The following is a 15,938-nucleotide window of genomic DNA, read 5'->3' as shown; positions in this document are numbered from 1 at the left end:
ATAATAACCCCAAAGAGAGGTGTGAACATTTCTTCAAAAGTGATGTTTTTTTGCATTAACTTTGTTGTTCTTCAAAATAGTTGATTTACATTACAGAACGCTCGCTTTCCGCGGGGCGTTCGGTGAGCCTACCGGCGCAAGCGCCTATATATGAAGAACAAAAAAAGAGAACAGAAAAATCTGTTCTCTAACGGTTATTTTCGAAAGGACGTTTTACTGCATTTCCTAAGTCTGTGCCAGCTTTTCCGATGTCGGACATAATGCCTTTAACGTCGGAGCTGACTTCGCGTGTGGTCTTGCCGTTTTGAAGATCATTATCGACATTTTTAATTCGATTGACGAGGCTGTCATCCGTTGTTACCCGAACATCCCGATTGGGAACCAGTTTCTTTACTTCTTTATAGACCCTGTGATCCACGGCCTTTTTATTGTTTTCACTGGTATCTATTCCGACAATGACGTTGTTATCATTCAAAATAACGTGAGCATCGTCTACATTGTTCATTCGGTTGACACGGTCCCGGATCTTTTCGGCAAGTGCACCATCATAGTTTTGATCGTATCCTACATTCCTTGGCGCGTTGTTATCAGTACGGTTGTTATCCATCATATCGGTTACCGGACCTTTACTGCGGTCCACCCCGTCTCGGTCACCCTGCTTGTTATAATAACCGATTGGCCGTACGTCGTTGTCATTGCGGTCAAGTGCACCTTTGTTGGAGTTACACCCAACAAGGCCTCCTGCCAATGTAAGAACCATTAATCCACTTAGTATTGGTTTCAATGCAAAAACCTCCTTTCACCACTAGAATGGCAATCGGAGGCTTTTTTTACTCTGTTACATACAGGTAAGAGATATAATTTTTGGCATTACGTTTTTTTGGCGATTACTTCCTGTATAAGCTTGATAAACTTTCTTCGGTAAGGAAGATCATCTTCTGTAAAGATAGTCATCTCTTTGATTTGTTCCTTCCCGGCTTCAAACGCCCGATTCCACTCTCTGTATAAATCCGTTGGAAAAACCAATGCGGTTAAAAACCATTTCTTTCTAAGCAAGGCAACAAGGTCCGGATCTTCACATTTTTGTAAGATGGAAGGCGCCCAATCCCAATATGGCATAATCCTGTTCACATACTGAAGAATGTCATAATCGTGCGGAACCACGGAGAATAAATCATAATCAATGAGAATGACGTCATCTTCATTTCTGCGCATAAAATTGTGAGGAGCCACATCTCCGTGGCAAACTTCCCCCTTTTGCCTGGCCTCCTGCTCCATCCGTTCAAGTTCTTTCCGGTTTAAATGGCTTAATGCCCATTTCCCCCAACCAATCATCTCTTGGAATGCTTCATCCATCTCGGCTGAAATAGAGTGTTTCTTACTGTTCCGCTTAAAAGCATTGAATCGTTTCGTCCATTTTTGGATAAGCGAATAGCTCGACAGAAGCGAAAGAATACTGACAGATGAATAGATGCTTTGATCGTGAAATCTGCGGATGGCGTGTATTCCGTCCCTTACATCTTTTTCATCGTTCAGGTCAAGTTCATCCCCTTTATAAAACGGCATAATTCCCCAATACATGTGGTCAAAGTAATGAATGTTTTTACCTGTTGGATATGAGGTATAGACGCCCATCATGGGATGATCGTATTGGGAATACCACTCAGAAAGCTTCAACTGTTCGATGCACTCATCTTTTCTGGAAAACCCTTTTAGCACATAAACCCCTGCTTTTGTTTCTACAATGCAGACATTGTATTTCACGAAATAGTGACTGATGACATCCAGCCCTTTTCCACCCAGACTGCTCAAGAAGAGACGCTTTCTTTTGAAACCGTCTCTGTATTCTTTATTCTTCATCTTGATCCTGGCTGTCTAAAGACCCATTACGGTAATCCGCTTCTGAGTATGGATTTGGAAGCTGCTGCATCCCTTCACCGCGTTCTGGCATATAGCCTCCGAAAGAGTCATCATAGGTCATATCGCCATAATAGGTTTCAAACGTGTAGTCTGCGGGATATTCTCCATACATGTCAGGACGCCCAGCGCCATATTGGCCTCCATACTGCTGGCCCGGCATCATTCCCTGGCTCATTTGCGGGGTCATGCCATATTGCTGGCCTCCGTACTGCTGGCCTGGCATCATTCCCTGACCCATTTGTTGACCGGTGCCATATTGCTGGCCTCCGTACTGTTGGCCCGGCATCATTCCCTGACCCATTTGCTGACCGGTGCCAGTTTGCTGGCCTCCGTACTGTTGGCCTGGCATCATTCCCTGGCCCATTTGCTGACCGGTGCCATATTGCTGGCCTCCGTACTGCTGGCCTTGCATCATTCCCTGGCCCATTTGCTGACCGGTGCCAGTTTGCTGGCCTCCGTACTGTTGGCCTGGCATCATTCCCTGATCCATCTGCTGACCGCTGCCATATTGCTGGCCTCCGTACTGTTGGCCTGTCATCATTCCCTGATCCATCTGCTGACCGCTGCCGTATTGCTGCCCTCCATACTGTTGACCCTGCATCCCCGGGTCCATTTGCTGGCCGCTGCCATATTGCTGCCCTCCATATGGCTGGCCTTGCATTCCCTGACCCATCTGCTGGCCGCTGCCATATTGATGCCCTCCATATGGCTGGCTTTGCATTCCCTGGCCCATCTGCTGGCCGCTGCCATATTGCTGGCCCTGCATTCCCTGGCCCATCTGCTGGCCACTGCCGTATTGCTGGCCTTGCGTTCCCTGGCTCATTTGCTGGCCGCTGCCGTATTGCTGGCCCTGCATTCCCTGGTGTGAACCTTGCTGCGGCATACTGCCGTATCCCATTTGGCCGGCTCCCTGGCCATACATCTGCTGGCCCTGCTGCGGCATTGCGCTAAAAGGTGGCATACCCGCGCCTGCCCCGCCATATACAGGTGCCGTATATCCTTGTGGCTGCTCAAACATAGGAGGAACACCAGAATACATGTGGTTCATTGCAGAGGATGATTCCTCTGCCAGGAAAGGATGCATTTGTTTTCCCATGCCAAAGCTATCTTTTCCATGTGTAAGTCCTGCCGGTGGAGACACATAGACTGGAGGAGCAAAATCCATCTTTGGCGGCTGGTGGTGAATCGGCTGATGGTGTCCCCATTTCATATGAGATGAAGAGGAAGATTCCATGTATGCTGTAAAGTCCTTATGGCTCATCGGTGCCAGCGGTTTAGGAGATTTCATGGAAGATTCTTTCAGCGATTTCTTTGGAATCAGTGGGTTAAAAGGCATATCCTTTTTTGCCGGAGCTGGTTTCAGCGGCATAATCGGCTCGGCCTTCATTGGCATCTTTGGCTCTGTTTTTGGTGCCATTTTTGGTTCTGCCTTAGGAACGAATTTTGGTTCTGCTTTAGGAATAATTGGGGCGGCTTTTGGAGGAGCGGGAATGGGTGCTGGTTTTGGCGGCGGCGGTGGCGGAGCTGGAACCGGAATCTCCTGAACCGGAGCGACGGGCATTTCTTTAATTGGCTGTTCTTTTTTCTTTGGCTGCTCTTTTTTTGACTGCAGCTTGAACGGCAATTTCATTTTTTCTCCCCGTCCTGCCGGTATTTCGGGAGAAGGTATTTTAACTTTTGATCCCCTTTCGAGCGTTCCGCCATATAACGCGGCAGCGTTCATTCGTCGTAACTCTTCTAATGGGACGTTATACTTTCCGGCGATTTTTTCGAGAGTATCACCTTTTTGAACGATATGAATTCTCACGTAAACAAAACTCCCTCCTGCCAAAATTTCTCTACAGTATATGAAAATCTGGGCATTGTGCTACTACCTATTTCAGTAGTTGGTCCTTTACCAATTTATGCCCTGAAAATCAGCTGTATGACTTTGACAGGAGGGGGCTGGCGTTTAAGCTCTTTCCAGCATTCGCTGGAGTGCTTTGACGGCATATTCAGTTGTTTCATTGTCTACCGTGATGATATTCCCCGGCTTTGCCTCTGCAATCTTCTCAAGGGAATAGGTCAGATGTGGAAGATCTATGCGGTTCATGGTCAAACACGGGCACATGTTTGGATTTAATGAAATGATAGTCTTATCTGGATTGTCTTTTTTGAGCCTGTTCACAAGGTTCATTTCTGTTCCGATTGCCCAGGAACTGCCGGCAGGCGCTTTTTGGATGGCCTGAATAATGTAATGGGTGGATCCGGCCATGTCTGAAAGCTGAACCACTTCATGGGTGCATTCAGGGTGAACGATGATATTCATATCTGGTTGGGTCTGCCTCAGGAATTGGATATTTTCAACCGTAAACTTTTCATGTACTGAGCAGTGGCCTTTCCACAAAATCACCTTTACTTCGTCCAAATCTCCTTCGTATTCCAGCTGCTGTTTCTCCGGATCCCAGACCGCCATTCGGCTTAACGGGATACCCAGAGTAAAGGCTGTGTTCCTTCCCAGATGCTGGTCAGGCAAAAAGAGAATGCGTTCCTTTTGTGTAAATGCCCAATCCAGCATTTTTTCAGCATTGGATGACGTAACGGTTGCGCCCCCATTCTTTCCGCAGAACGCCTTTATGGCGGCTGTTGAATTCACATAGGTCAGCGGCAATATGGTGTCTCCGAACAAATGCTGCAGGCGTTCCCATGCGTTTTTTGTCTGGTGAATATCTGCCATGTCTGCCATGGAACAGCCGGCTCTCATATCGGGCAGAATCACCTTTTGATGAGCTTCTGTCAGCATATCCGCAGTCTCTGCCATAAAATGAACACCACAAAATACAATATATTCTGCTTCTCGGTTCAAAGCAGACTGCTGGGCCAGCTGAAGCGAATCCCCGGTTGTATCTGCAAACTGTATAACTTCGTCTTTTTGATAATGATGTCCAGGTATAAACAGTTTGTTGCCCAGTTGTTTTTTTACAGTACGTACCCTGTCCGCCATTTCCTCTTCGGTCATTGAAAAGTAATGATCAGGAATGCTGGATTTCTGCTTGAAGGCTTCCAGTAAGCTCATCTTTAACCCCTCCTGTGATGTTTAAACTAATATCAAGGGATGTCGCAGAATGTGTCAGCATCCCGAGAGAAATATAATTCACTCCCGTTTTTCCGTAGGAGCCGAGCTCCTCGAGTGAAATTCCACCTGAGGCTTCTGTAATGATATGATGTGGAATAAAACCCTTCCAGCTCTCAATTTCATCGGGTGTACGGTTATCGAACATAATGACATCCACACCTGCATCAACCGCTTCTTTAATCTGGTCAAGCGTTTCAGTCTCCACTTCCACCTTCACCATGTGCCCCAGTTGTTCCTTTACTTTTCTTACCGCCTCAGATATACCCCCGGCACGTTCAATATGATTATCCTTGATCATTACTCCATCATACAGTCCGAACCTGTGGTTGTACCCGCCCCCGCACCGTACAGCATATTTTTCAAACATCCTTAAACCCGGCGTGGTTTTGCGTGTATCACAAATTTTAGTTGTAGGATTGTTCAAAGCTGTCACGGCCTTATGGGTTAACGTGGATATTCCTGACATCCTCTGCACAAGGTTCAGAATGACCCGCTCTCCACTGTATATTGCCTCCGCAGGTCCCTTCACTTCCGCCAAAACTTGACCGGCCGATATGATATCTCCGTCGTTGACTTTTGGGAACACGGTACAGTTTTCACTTAGCAGGCGATAGCCTTCAATCACAACATCCATCCCCGAAAAAACACCAGGCTTTTTCGCAATCAGCCGGGCTTCGGTCATTTCATTCTCCGGAAATAAAAGGCCGCTTGTTATATCTCCTTCACCAAGGTCCTCAAGCAAAAATTCCTGCAGCTGTTTTTTTAGCTTCAGCTTGTTCATAGTAATCCTTCCTTCTGTATACTTGTTTTTTTAACCATTCTCCGTCATTTCTTACAGGAAAGTCGGTACGGTAATGTCCACCCCTGCTTTCTTTCCGTATATAAGCCGAAGTCACAATGAGATGCCCGGTTTGCAGCATGTTCAGCACCTCTAACTCATGAGTGGTGCATCCAACATCAGGGTTCCAATGGTTATGCCTCTCAAACCAGCCGATCGCCTCTCTTAAACCATGTGGACTTCTTACAATACCGGCGTACCGGGTCATCTTTTCTTTTATTTCTTCTTTTTCGGGGAGGGTTCTTCCGGGTCTGGTCTTCTCTAAGTCATTGCTAATGGAAGCTGGAGATGTACCGGGTTCATCCAGAATCTTCAATGCTGCCCGTTTAGAAAACACAACGCCTTCGAGCAAGGAATTGCTCGCAAGCCGGTTGGCGCCATGAACGCCTGTGCGGGACGCTTCTCCCACAGCATACAGGCCGGGAACCGTCGTTTGCCCCCATTCATTGGTTACAGCTCCCCCCATTGTAAAATGAGCTCCCGGGGCTACAGGAATTCTGCCTTCCTCCAAAGAAACCTGGGCGCGCTTACACTGTTTTGTGATAGTCGGAAACCTCTTTGTGAAATTCTTCACGTTCGAAACATCAAGAAAAACCTTCCTTCCCCGGTTTAACGATTGATGAATCGTCCGGGCCACAATATCACGGGGAGCAAGATCCTCAAGCTCATGGATGCCCTTCATCACCCGATCACCCTGATCCGTTAGCAGCACGGCTCCCTCGCCCCTGACCGCTTCAGATACAAGTCCGAACGATTTTCCGTGTGTAAAAAGCATGGTTGGATGAAACTGGAGGAATTCCAGGTCAGATAACAGTGCTCCAGCACGATAAGCAAGGGCAATGCTGTCTCCCGTAATGCTTATATCATTGGAATGAACGCTGTACAGCCCCGCGGCGCCTCCGGAAGCAAGGATGACCGCACCTGCTATGTACACCGTTACTTCTCCATTTTTTAGCTTGGTCCAGGCGCCCCTGCACCTGCCACCTTCAACAATCAAATCTCCTATCATTTCATTTTCTTTGATTGTTACATGACCGGCAATGCGGTTATACAGCGTTGTAACGATTCTTGAACCGGTCCTGTCGCCACCCGCATGGAGGATTCTTGATTTTCTGTGCCCTCCCTCTCTTCCCAAAGACACGGTTCCATCTGGATTCCTGTCAAACGGAACATTCATTTTCTCAAGCCGGGAAATAAGTTCAGGCCCTTCCTTTACAAGTATTTCAGTCAGCACTTCCTCATTGTGAAAACTTCCTGCTTTTATCGTATCAAGAAAGTGTTCTGTCCAATGATCATCTGGCTGGGTGGCTGCCGCGATTCCTCCCTGGGCATGATAGGAATTACTGTTCTGGAAAGAAGACTTTGTGATAATTGTCACATTCTTATGCGAACGCAAACATTCCGCTGTCATTAAACCGGCAATCCCGGTTCCAATGACCAGAACGTCTGTAAACTGTACGTTCATGTTTAAGCCCCCGTTCATTTTCTTTACAGGTGTCTTGACACTTATATTTACATACAATTACACTGATATCAAGAGTTTTTTTAGAGGCGGGATACTTATGATTTATTTGGACTATGCTGCAACAACACCCATGTCTGCAGAAGCGATGCAAGCTTATACTGAAACCGCAGGTATGTATTATGCAAATACTTCAAGCCTTCATGACCCGGGCACAGATGCTTCCGACCTGGTCAATCTGGCCCGTGCGGAACTCGCACGGATGCTGTCTTGTCAAAAGGACGGTATCTATTTTACGGGCGGGGGCTCTGATGGAAACTTTTTGGCATTGACCAGCCTGGCACATGGCAGCCGTGAAAAAGGGAGTCATATCCTGACCTCCCCCATGGAGCACAGCTCTGTCATGAACACCCTTGCTTTTTTGGAAAATGATGGTTTTGAAGTGACAGTTATTCCCGTTGATTCAAACGGGCAAATCACCGAAGAAGCTCTCCGTCAATCCGTACGAAGCAATACGATTATGGCTTCCATCGCACATTCAAACAGCGAGATTGGCATTACTCAAAACCTGAAAATGATAGGCAGTGTGTTAAAAGAACACCAAATTATATTTCATAGTGATTGTGTTCAAACCTTTGGTAAGCTGCCGGTTGATGCAAGAGAAATGAACCTCGGTGCACTCACGGTTTCAGCCCATAAAATACACGGTCCAAAGGGAATGGGAGCAGCATATATTTCTCCTCACTTGTCCATTAAACCGCTGTTGGCGGGCGTTACCCATGAACAGGGCTTCCGGCAGGGCACAGTGAACACGCCCGGTATTGTCTCTTTCCTTGCGGCTGCAAGCAATCAATGGGACCATATGATAAAATGGAATACACATGTAAATGATTTGATATTACACTTTCTTTCGCTGACCGGCGGATTAGACCAGATGGTCGTTGAAAGAAACGAGAGCACACTGCCCCATTTTCTTCCGATCCGGCTTCTAGGAATGGAAGGTCAGTATGCCATGCTGGAATTGAACCGCAGACAAATTGCTGTCTCTACTGGTTCAGCTTGTAAAGCCGGGCAGCAGGAACCGTCCAAAGCACTTATGGCGATCGGCCGTTCAGCCGATCAGGCACATGAACTTGTGAGAATTACGTTAGGAAGGGAAACGACACGCGAAGAGATAACTGCTCTCGCAGAAGCCATTAATGAGCTGGCAAAGCGATTTTATGAACAAACAGGGAGTTGAAGAACGTGACAGTGGCACCAAAAATGCCGGGGGATGAAAGAAGAAATTTAATCAGACAGTGGCTGATGGAGAGCAGCCATCCGATCAAAGGCAGTGATCTGGCGGGAAGAACCAACGTCAGCCGTCAAGTGATTGTAGGCGATATATCACTGCTTAAAGCTATGAATGAACCGATCATTGCTACCTCACAAGGGTATATGTATTTGAAGGCGGAGGAAAAACAGGCTCCACATACCCGTTTAATTGTGGCCAACCATTCACCAAAAGACACGATGGACGAGTTATTCACCATTGTGGATCATGGCGTAACGGTAAAAAACGTCATTGTCGAACACCCGATTTACGGAGATCTCACCGCTTCCCTGCTTTTAAGCACAAGAAAAGAGGTTGAGGAGTTTTTGCACAAACTGGAAACTACCAATGCCGCGCTGCTTAGCACACTGACAGAGGGCATTCATCTCCATACCCTCGAAGCCCAATCAAAGGAGCCGCTCGAAAACGCGTGCCGGGAATTGGCACAAAAAGGATACCTCTTATCTTAACAAAAAAAAAAGGAGAGCTGTTTTTTTAAAACGGCTCTCCTTTTTTATGCCCCTGTTCCTATCACTTCTACACTTTCCACTGCTTCCATCCGGTTTAGCGTGGTAAGCAGCTCGTTGATTTCACCGCGCAATCCATTCGTTTCAATGGTTAAGGTCACATTCGCCCTTCCCTGAAGAGGAATGGTCTGATTAATGGTCAGTACATTGCAGCCGACTGATGCTACAATCGTCAACAGGCTCGAAAGCGCCCCTGAACGGTCTTCCAGATTTAAAGAAAGGGTGATGATCTTTTCCTTAATCATCGTATGAAACGGAAAAATCCCGTCCCTGTATTTATAAAATGCGCTTCGGCTCAAACCTACTTTTTCTGCTGCCTCTGCAACGGTTTTTACTTTGCCCCGGTCCAGAAGCGACTTGGCTTCAAGTGTTTTTTGCATGGATTCAGAGAGAACGTCTTCCCTTACCATATAATATTGCCTTTCCTTCATATGTACGATAACCTCCAAAACAGGCCTTTCCCTCAGTATATCCAAAAGAACTGTAAAATGTCTACGTCATGTAGACAAAAAAACAGACTGCCTGTACAGCAGTCTATTCTATAAACTCAAATTCATATTTAAGGATACGGATTGTATCTCCATGCTGAGCACCTTTTTCACGCAGTGCTTCATCGACACCCATAGAACGCATCTGGCGGGCAAATCGTTTTACTGTCTCATCACGTGTAAAGTCCGTCATCTTGAACAAACGCTCAATCTTCGGTCCATTAATAATAAATGTACCTGCAGGATCCCGTGTAATATAAAAGCCGGCTTCTTCTTTTTCGTGCTTGTAAAGAACACGGCTTTCTTCTTTTTCTTCATGAACCATCGGGAATTCCGGTGTTGTTTCCAAAAGATCGGCAGTTGTATACAGGACATCACGCAACCCCTGGCGGGTAACAGCAGAAACTGGAAAAACAGGAATGTCTTCCTGAAGCTTTTCTTTAAATACTTCCAGGTTCTCCTCTGCTCCGGGGATATCCATTTTATTGGCCACGACGATTTGCGGACGTTCGGTAAGACGCAAATTGTACAGTTTTAGTTCATCATTAATTTTAACAAAGTCCTCATAGGGATCTCTGCCCTCCATACCGGACATATCAATAACATGTAAAATGACCCGTGTCCTTTCGATATGACGAAGGAACTGATGTCCGAGTCCGACCCCTTCATGGGCACCTTCAATTAATCCCGGAAGGTCAGCCATTACAAAGCTCCGTCCATCATCTACCGCCACCACACCAAGGTTGGGGGTAATCGTTGTAAAGTGATATTCGGCAATCTTTGGCTTAGCGGCAGAAACCACCGACAGAAGCGTTGATTTACCCACGCTCGGAAATCCGACCAGGCCGACGTCGGCCAAAACCTTCAATTCCAAAATAACGTCTCTTTCATCACCCGGTTCACCCTTCTCAGCAAGCTCGGGTGCCGGATTTGCCGGTGTCGCAAAGCGGGTATTTCCTCTTCCGCCACGCCCGCCTTTGGCAACAACCGCACGCTGCCCATGCTCCACGAGATCAGCCAGAACCTGGCCTGTCTCTGCATCGGTAACAACGGTTCCAGGAGGAACTTTAACAATCATGTCTTCTGAGTTTTTTCCATGCATGCCTTTAGACATGCCGTGCTCACCACGTGTTGCTTTAAAATGTTTGTTGAATCGAAAGTCCATGAGGGTTCGCAGCCCTTCTTCGACTTCGAAAACCACATTAGCGCCTTTTCCGCCGTCCCCGCCGGCAGGTCCGCCGTTAGGTACGTATTTTTCACGGCGAAACGCAACCATTCCGTTACCGCCGTCACCAGCTTTTACATAAACTTTGACCTGATCTACGAACATGTTTGCTCGCCTCCTTCTATAAATTCTTTATTTTTTTAACAGCAAACTAAATAATACTTCATCCGTTTGAATATAGCTTTCGATAACGTGTAACGTTTTATGTGTTTCTGCAAAATCATGAAGTGCCGAATCAACGTCCTCTACATTATGTATGCTTCCTGTTAGCCGAAACATAAACATGGTTGAATCCAGATCATTATTAATCGTCAGTATGAGCTTATTTTCCGCTGCCAGGTTAACAGCTGGATTCAATATGGAAAATAAAGACTTGCATGCTTCCAGCAGAGCGGACTCTGCTCCGGAAAGATCTCTCACTTGACCGGTAACTTCAGTTTTAAGAACAATAGGGTGTTTTAGCCAGTTGAAGGTAATGAGGTATTCGGCCAGTTGAGGAACTTTCAAATTCAAGAGGTTCGATTCGTGCCTGGAAGAAACAATAACTTCTTCAATGATTTCATTTACCCGTTCTACCCGATTCAATGACAAGTTTGCCTTAATAAGCTGGAGCTGATTGAGCCAGTCATGGCGGGCATGTCTTAATACATCTATCGTCGACCAATCTTTACTCATAGTAGCACTCCTGTTTAAATAGTCAAAACTTATTATCCTACTGGTATAATCAAAAAAGAAAAAGCTCTAACCAACCCGGTTAGAGCTATCTTCTTACGCTTCGTTTGCGATTGGGTATACACTTACTTGTTTGCGGTCACGTCCAAGACGTTCAAAACGAACAACTCCGTCCACTTTCGCAAAAAGAGTGTCATCTCCGCCGCGTCCAACGTTAGTTCCCGGGTAGATTTTCGTACCGCGCTGACGGTAAAGAATAGATCCACCTGATACCATTTGGCCATCCGCTCTCTTAGCACCTAGGCGCTTAGATTGTGAATCACGACCGTTCTTTGTGCTACCTACTCCCTTTTTGGAAGCAAAGTATTGAAGGTTTAATTTTAGCATTCGTCCCACCTCCTCTTTAGGTGTTAGCTGGTTTAGCGGGCTCTCGCCGGCTTCTCCCGCAGTGAAATAAATCGACCGTAGTCGTTTTCGATTGTTTTTAAGGAAACAACCATACCTTCCAGAAGAAGCTGTACTTTTTCATGGATATGGTCTTCGAGATGTTGTGGTGTACGGAAGACCAGACGGCCTCCATCCTGGTGCGTTTCCACATCAGGGGTAACATGGCACAAAACCTCCACCGCATTTATCGCTCCAAATGAGACTGCTGAAGCCCCAGCGCAGACAAGATCCTGTCCAAATGGACCGGAATCAGCATGTCCACTCATTGAAAACGAGTCAATATGGTTTCGTTCATCTCTGTAAATGGTTACCTTGATCATTGGAATTAACCGTTGATTTTATCGATAACTACTTTAGTGTAAGGCTGACGGTGACCTTGTTTACGACGGTAGTTCTTTTTAGCTTTGAACTTGTAAACGACCACTTTTTGTCCGCGGCCATGTTTTTCAACTTTACCTGTTACAGTAACTCCATCTAGCAAAGGAGCTCCTACTTGCAGGCTGTCTCCACCGACCATAAGAACATCCTCAAATGTTACTACATCGCCAGCTTCCACATCAAGCTTTTCAACATAGATCGCTTGACCTTCTTCAACTCTTACTTGTTTACCACCAGTTTGAATAATTGCGTACATCACGTGCACCTCCTTGTAAACTCAGACTCGCCATCACAGGTGCTTATGTAAGCTTAAAAACCTGTTCCTGTGCGGTTGGAGCGGGTGCTCCAATAAACTAACAGAAGAATCATACCATGTTCGATACCCCAGTGTCAATTTATCTTTTCATTCTTTGCTGTATATCTTCTGCCGATCCGATATGCCGAATGGTAAAGGATGGAGCGGCTTGTTTTTCGCGGATTTCGGATAAAAAAATGGCAAAAGGCAGCCTGGCTTCAAGCTGGCGCAGGTTTTCATCTTCAAAGCCCTTTAGTTGATGCAAAACATCAGGTGTTGCTTCAATCCAAATGGCTTCCTCGTCCATATATCTGTACTCTCTTAACGCAATCTCAGCCTGATTGGCGATCGTTCTGGCAGAAACCACTCTTCCGGCTTCCCTGCAGACAGTACAAGGTTCAGTCAGGGAATGATGAAGAGACTGCCTTTCTTTTTTTCGTGTCATTTCAAAAACACCCATCCGGGTAAAGCCATGAATCACTGTTGTAAGCCGGTCTGCCTGAAGCGCTTTTTTCAGTGCTTCTTCCACCCGTCCTTGGTCATCCTGTTCATCCATCGTTATAAAATCGATGACAATCATGCCTGAAATATTGCGAAGTCTTAACTGCCTCGCAATTTCCGCAGCGGCATGCAGATTGGTTTGCAGGACAGTTTCCCTCCGGCTTACCTTTCCGGTGAACTTATCGGTATTAACGTCAATTACGGACATCGCCTCTGTATGGTCAATTCGTAATGAACCCCCATTTTTCAGCCAGATATGCGGCCGGATGGCCTTTTCCCAAATACCCTCAGCTTTATAATAAGAGAAGATGTTTTCTTTGCCGCTGTATAGGATAATTCTCTTTTGCAGGGAAGGAAATGGCTTGGCGAGCAGCAGCAGTCTCCTGAATTCTGCTCCCTCGTCAATCACTATTTCAAGCGTTTCATCATACCCGTAATCACGGATTATTTTATTCAGGTAATCGGCTTCATCATGCAGGAGAGCCGGAGCTTCCTTTTGTTCAGCCAAATTTTCAACATGGCGATGACGTTCGGTCAGGCCCCTGAACTCGGCTTCAATTTCTTCTTCCGGCTGGCCGGCGCATGAGGTACGGAAAATGAGGCCGTCTTCTCCCCTGACAAGGGATTGGCCATACAGCCGCCACTTTTCCTTTTCATTGCGGCTCATTTTTTTTGAAACACCAATGTGCGAGGCATCCGGCAAGAAAACCAGGCGCGATCCTGGAATGGAAAGCATCCCGGTCAGCCTGGCTCCCTTAGAATCGGTTTCTTCTTTCACGATCTGTACGATCATTTCCTCCCCTTCCTGGGCAAAAGAGCTGATGGACATCTCCTTCTTTTCTTCAGGAGACAGCCGGGACTGCTGATAGGACAATAAATCATCACGATGAATGAATCCATTTTTGGTTGAGCCGATATCCACAAAGGCCGCCTGCATGCCAGGCAGAACGCGCTTGACTCTTCCTTTGTAAATGCTTCCGGGTACAGGCAGGTCAGATGCTGTTTCCATCTGCAATTCTGCGACATCCCCATTTTCTATAACCGCTATCCGTTTTATTTGGGTAACGGCATTTATGATAATTTTCTTCATAAGCATTATCCTCACTAACATTACTGATGCTTTCCATTTTAACGAAAAAGGTTGCCAATTGCACATCTGACCTGATTGGAGGAAAAAAAGGTGTTCAATACAAGCCTTTCTTCAACCACTTTGTGCTTTTCTTTCATATGAATAACGACAAAATGGCGCACTCCTTTGCGGAACAGACTGATAACATCATATAGTTCGGTATCCGGCGAAACATGAATGGGCGTTGTCACCTCTTTATTCCCCTTCCCATCGGACCGTGTCATCAGGAACCGAAGAAAAACGTAAGGCCGGCGTTTCCACTCAATATAATGGGATACCCCCAAAAAGACAGTTACAATCCAAAGGTTGAGATGAAAAGGATCTCTTGGAAGGAAGGAGAAAAACAAGATGAGAAGGATGGAAAAGGAGCATATTAAAAATACAGTATGCGCTTTTTTAAACGGAAAAATGCTGGTGGCTGCAATAAAAACAAGCTTTCCGCCATCAAGCGGCCAAACCGGCAGCAGATTGAAAACCAAAAGAGTAATGTTCATATTCATAAACCAGCCATAGGTTTCTGAATCCCACCATCCAAGCTGGAAAACAAAATAGGCGGATGCCATCATCCACAAGTGCTGGACGGGGCCAGAGACTGTCACGATAACCTCTTCAAAGAACCGGCGGTTGCCATGCTCTTCCACTTCCGCCACACCCCCAAAAGGGAATAATTCGATTTTCTTTACACGCCATTTAAAAAGATGGGCCGCTGCATAATGACCCATCTCATGAATAAACACAGCGAAAAACAGCAAAAGGATTTCCCGGAAGTGCCCAGTGATGATGGAAAGTCCGATGGTCAGCCAGAAGAGCGGATTGATCCGCACCTTGGCCAGAAACTGAAAAAATGCGTTATTCAAAACGGATTCCCACCTTGCCCGGATCAATAAAGGCGTTTCCCTTTTTTATGGCAAAGTAGAACTTCCCTGTTTTTCCATCCTCACTCGGTGACACCTTTCCGAGCGGTTTCTTTCGCTCCATGTAGCTGTACAGCTTAACATCTGCATCAATGCTGTCGAGGTGCCCGTACCAGGATTCCTCTCCATTGCTATGCTGGAGGATGACGGTTTTCCCAAGTTTGTCTTTTTTTCCGATAAACGTGACATATCCTTCTTTTACAGTGTCCACCCTTGTTGATTTCCCCGTTTCTACCATGATCCCTTTCCCGTTGGCCTCAAAGGATTGATATACTTTTCCGGATGCAGGAACGGCATAATCTTCTGTTTTTTTAGTGGCCGAAAGCTCTTTTTGCGGCTCTGCCTGTTTGTCCGGCAGCAAAGCGAGCGGTTTTCCAAACTGGTGTTCATACCACTTCTGGGCAGCGGCAAACTGGAATTCACTGTGATACATTTTCTTAATAATCTCCTGCCCTCTCACTGCCTGCAGACTATCATTCTTAAACAAAATGCCCGCCCCGAGAAACAGGCACACCGCTGCCATAAGCTGAAACAAAAAAAACGAACCATTAAACCGGGGACTTTTCTTTTTTCCCTGTACAGGAGTGGATGGCCCCGTGTATAGGCTGGTTCTGAACGGGTCCTGTTCCTCCCGGGTAATCTTGTCTGCATATCTCCGCCGGATTTCATCTGCGCTATTTCTCATTCCTGATTCCCCCGTCACTTGTTTACCACA

At 46.3% G+C, this 15,938-nt stretch carries 17 protein-coding genes and 1 other annotated feature; of the genes, 2 read left to right on the top strand and 15 right to left on the bottom strand.

Annotation, left to right across the window (positions count from 1 at the left end; all coding sequences use genetic code 11):
* Positions 1–187: 187 nt before the first annotated feature.
* The 6 genes from QYB97_RS17345 to nadB all read right to left on the bottom strand — a co-directional run bounded on the left by QYB97_RS17345 (position 188) and on the right by nadB (position 7,338).
* Entirely contained in the window at positions 188–784 is a 597-nt protein-coding gene (locus tag QYB97_RS17345; protein WP_301167283.1) for a YhcN/YlaJ family sporulation lipoprotein, read from the bottom strand.
* 86 nt (positions 785–870) lie between these two features.
* Entirely contained in the window at positions 871–1,860 is a 990-nt protein-coding gene (locus tag QYB97_RS17340; protein ID WP_301167282.1) for a phosphotransferase, read from the bottom strand.
* Positions 1,850–3,727 (bottom strand): LysM peptidoglycan-binding domain-containing protein, encoded by a 1,878-nt coding sequence (locus tag QYB97_RS17335; RefSeq protein ID WP_301167281.1) that lies wholly within the window; start codon positions 3,725–3,727, stop codon positions 1,850–1,852. The genes QYB97_RS17340 and QYB97_RS17335 overlap by 11 nt, the downstream gene beginning before the upstream one ends.
* A 144-nt stretch (positions 3,728–3,871) precedes the next feature.
* Complete coding sequence (gene nadA, locus QYB97_RS17330; RefSeq protein ID WP_301167280.1) at positions 3,872–4,975, bottom strand: quinolinate synthase NadA; 1,104 nt, start codon at positions 4,973–4,975, stop codon at positions 3,872–3,874.
* A complete protein-coding gene (gene nadC / locus QYB97_RS17325) occupies positions 4,932–5,816 on the bottom strand; it encodes a carboxylating nicotinate-nucleotide diphosphorylase (RefSeq protein ID WP_301167279.1) in 885 nt (294 codons plus the stop codon). Before nadC ends, nadA begins: the two co-directional genes overlap by 44 nt.
* Positions 5,770–7,338: an L-aspartate oxidase gene (gene nadB, locus QYB97_RS17320; protein ID WP_301167278.1), complete on the bottom strand. Its 1,569-nt coding sequence runs from the start codon at positions 7,336–7,338 to the stop codon at positions 5,770–5,772. Before nadB ends, nadC begins: the two co-directional genes overlap by 47 nt.
* A gap of 97 nt (positions 7,339–7,435) precedes the next feature.
* Here nadB and QYB97_RS17315 point away from each other — a divergent pair, with 97 nt between their 5' ends.
* Together QYB97_RS17315 and QYB97_RS17310 are read left to right on the top strand one after the other, a co-directional pair.
* Positions 7,436–8,575: an IscS subfamily cysteine desulfurase gene (locus QYB97_RS17315; protein ID WP_301167277.1), complete on the top strand. Its 1,140-nt coding sequence runs from the start codon at positions 7,436–7,438 to the stop codon at positions 8,573–8,575.
* A 23-nt stretch (positions 8,576–8,598) separates the two neighbouring features.
* Positions 8,599–9,117, top strand: a complete 519-nt coding sequence (locus QYB97_RS17310; protein ID WP_301167398.1) for a transcription repressor NadR — start codon at positions 8,599–8,601, stop codon at positions 9,115–9,117.
* A 44-nt stretch (positions 9,118–9,161) separates the two neighbouring features.
* Here QYB97_RS17310 and QYB97_RS17305 read toward each other — a convergent pair whose 3' ends face one another.
* From QYB97_RS17305 to QYB97_RS17265, 9 genes are all read right to left on the bottom strand, one after another.
* Positions 9,162–9,605, bottom strand: a complete 444-nt coding sequence (locus QYB97_RS17305) for an ACT domain-containing protein (protein ID WP_301167276.1) — start codon at positions 9,603–9,605, stop codon at positions 9,162–9,164.
* A 103-nt stretch (positions 9,606–9,708) separates the two neighbouring features.
* Positions 9,709–10,992: a GTPase ObgE gene (gene obgE / locus QYB97_RS17300; RefSeq protein ID WP_301167275.1), complete on the bottom strand. Its 1,284-nt coding sequence runs from the start codon at positions 10,990–10,992 to the stop codon at positions 9,709–9,711.
* 27 nt (positions 10,993–11,019) lie between these two features.
* A complete protein-coding gene (locus tag QYB97_RS17295; protein WP_301167274.1) occupies positions 11,020–11,562 on the bottom strand; it encodes a Spo0B C-terminal domain-containing protein in 543 nt (180 codons plus the stop codon).
* Positions 11,563–11,655: 93 nt separating this feature from the next.
* On the bottom strand, positions 11,656–11,946 hold the full coding sequence (rpmA, locus tag QYB97_RS17290; protein ID WP_301167273.1) for a 50S ribosomal protein L27: 291 nt from the start codon (positions 11,944–11,946) through the stop codon (positions 11,656–11,658).
* Between the two features lie 32 nt (positions 11,947–11,978).
* Positions 11,979–12,326 (bottom strand): ribosomal-processing cysteine protease Prp, encoded by a 348-nt coding sequence (locus QYB97_RS17285; RefSeq protein ID WP_301167272.1) that lies wholly within the window; start codon positions 12,324–12,326, stop codon positions 11,979–11,981.
* A gap of 5 nt (positions 12,327–12,331) precedes the next feature.
* Positions 12,332–12,640 carry a 50S ribosomal protein L21 gene (gene rplU, locus QYB97_RS17280; protein WP_301167271.1) on the bottom strand — a complete coding sequence of 103 codons (309 nt, stop codon included), beginning with the start codon at positions 12,638–12,640 and terminating at the stop codon, positions 12,332–12,334.
* A 13-nt stretch (positions 12,641–12,653) separates the two neighbouring features.
* Positions 12,654–12,727 (bottom strand) — a sequence feature (ribosomal protein L21 leader region).
* A gap of 52 nt (positions 12,728–12,779) precedes the next feature.
* Positions 12,780–14,270 carry an Rne/Rng family ribonuclease gene (locus QYB97_RS17275; RefSeq protein ID WP_301167270.1) on the bottom strand — a complete coding sequence of 497 codons (1,491 nt, stop codon included), beginning with the start codon at positions 14,268–14,270 and terminating at the stop codon, positions 12,780–12,782.
* Between the two features lie 38 nt (positions 14,271–14,308).
* The gene (locus QYB97_RS17270; RefSeq protein WP_301167269.1) at positions 14,309–15,166 is read right to left on the bottom strand and encodes a M50 family metallopeptidase; all 858 of its coding nucleotides are present in this window, start codon (positions 15,164–15,166) and stop codon (positions 14,309–14,311) included.
* A complete protein-coding gene (locus tag QYB97_RS17265) occupies positions 15,159–15,908 on the bottom strand; it encodes a M23 family metallopeptidase (RefSeq protein ID WP_301167268.1) in 750 nt (249 codons plus the stop codon). The genes QYB97_RS17270 and QYB97_RS17265 overlap by 8 nt, the downstream gene beginning before the upstream one ends.
* Positions 15,909–15,938: the final 30 nt, after the last annotated feature.

The sequence above is a fragment of the Fictibacillus fluitans genome (genome assembly GCF_030418125.1).
In the GTDB taxonomy this organism is placed as follows: Bacteria; Bacillota; Bacilli; order Bacillales; family Fictibacillaceae; genus Fictibacillus_C; species Fictibacillus_C fluitans.
The sequence above is the reverse complement of the archived record's forward strand: the minus strand, read 5'-3'. Positions and strand labels throughout refer to the sequence as shown.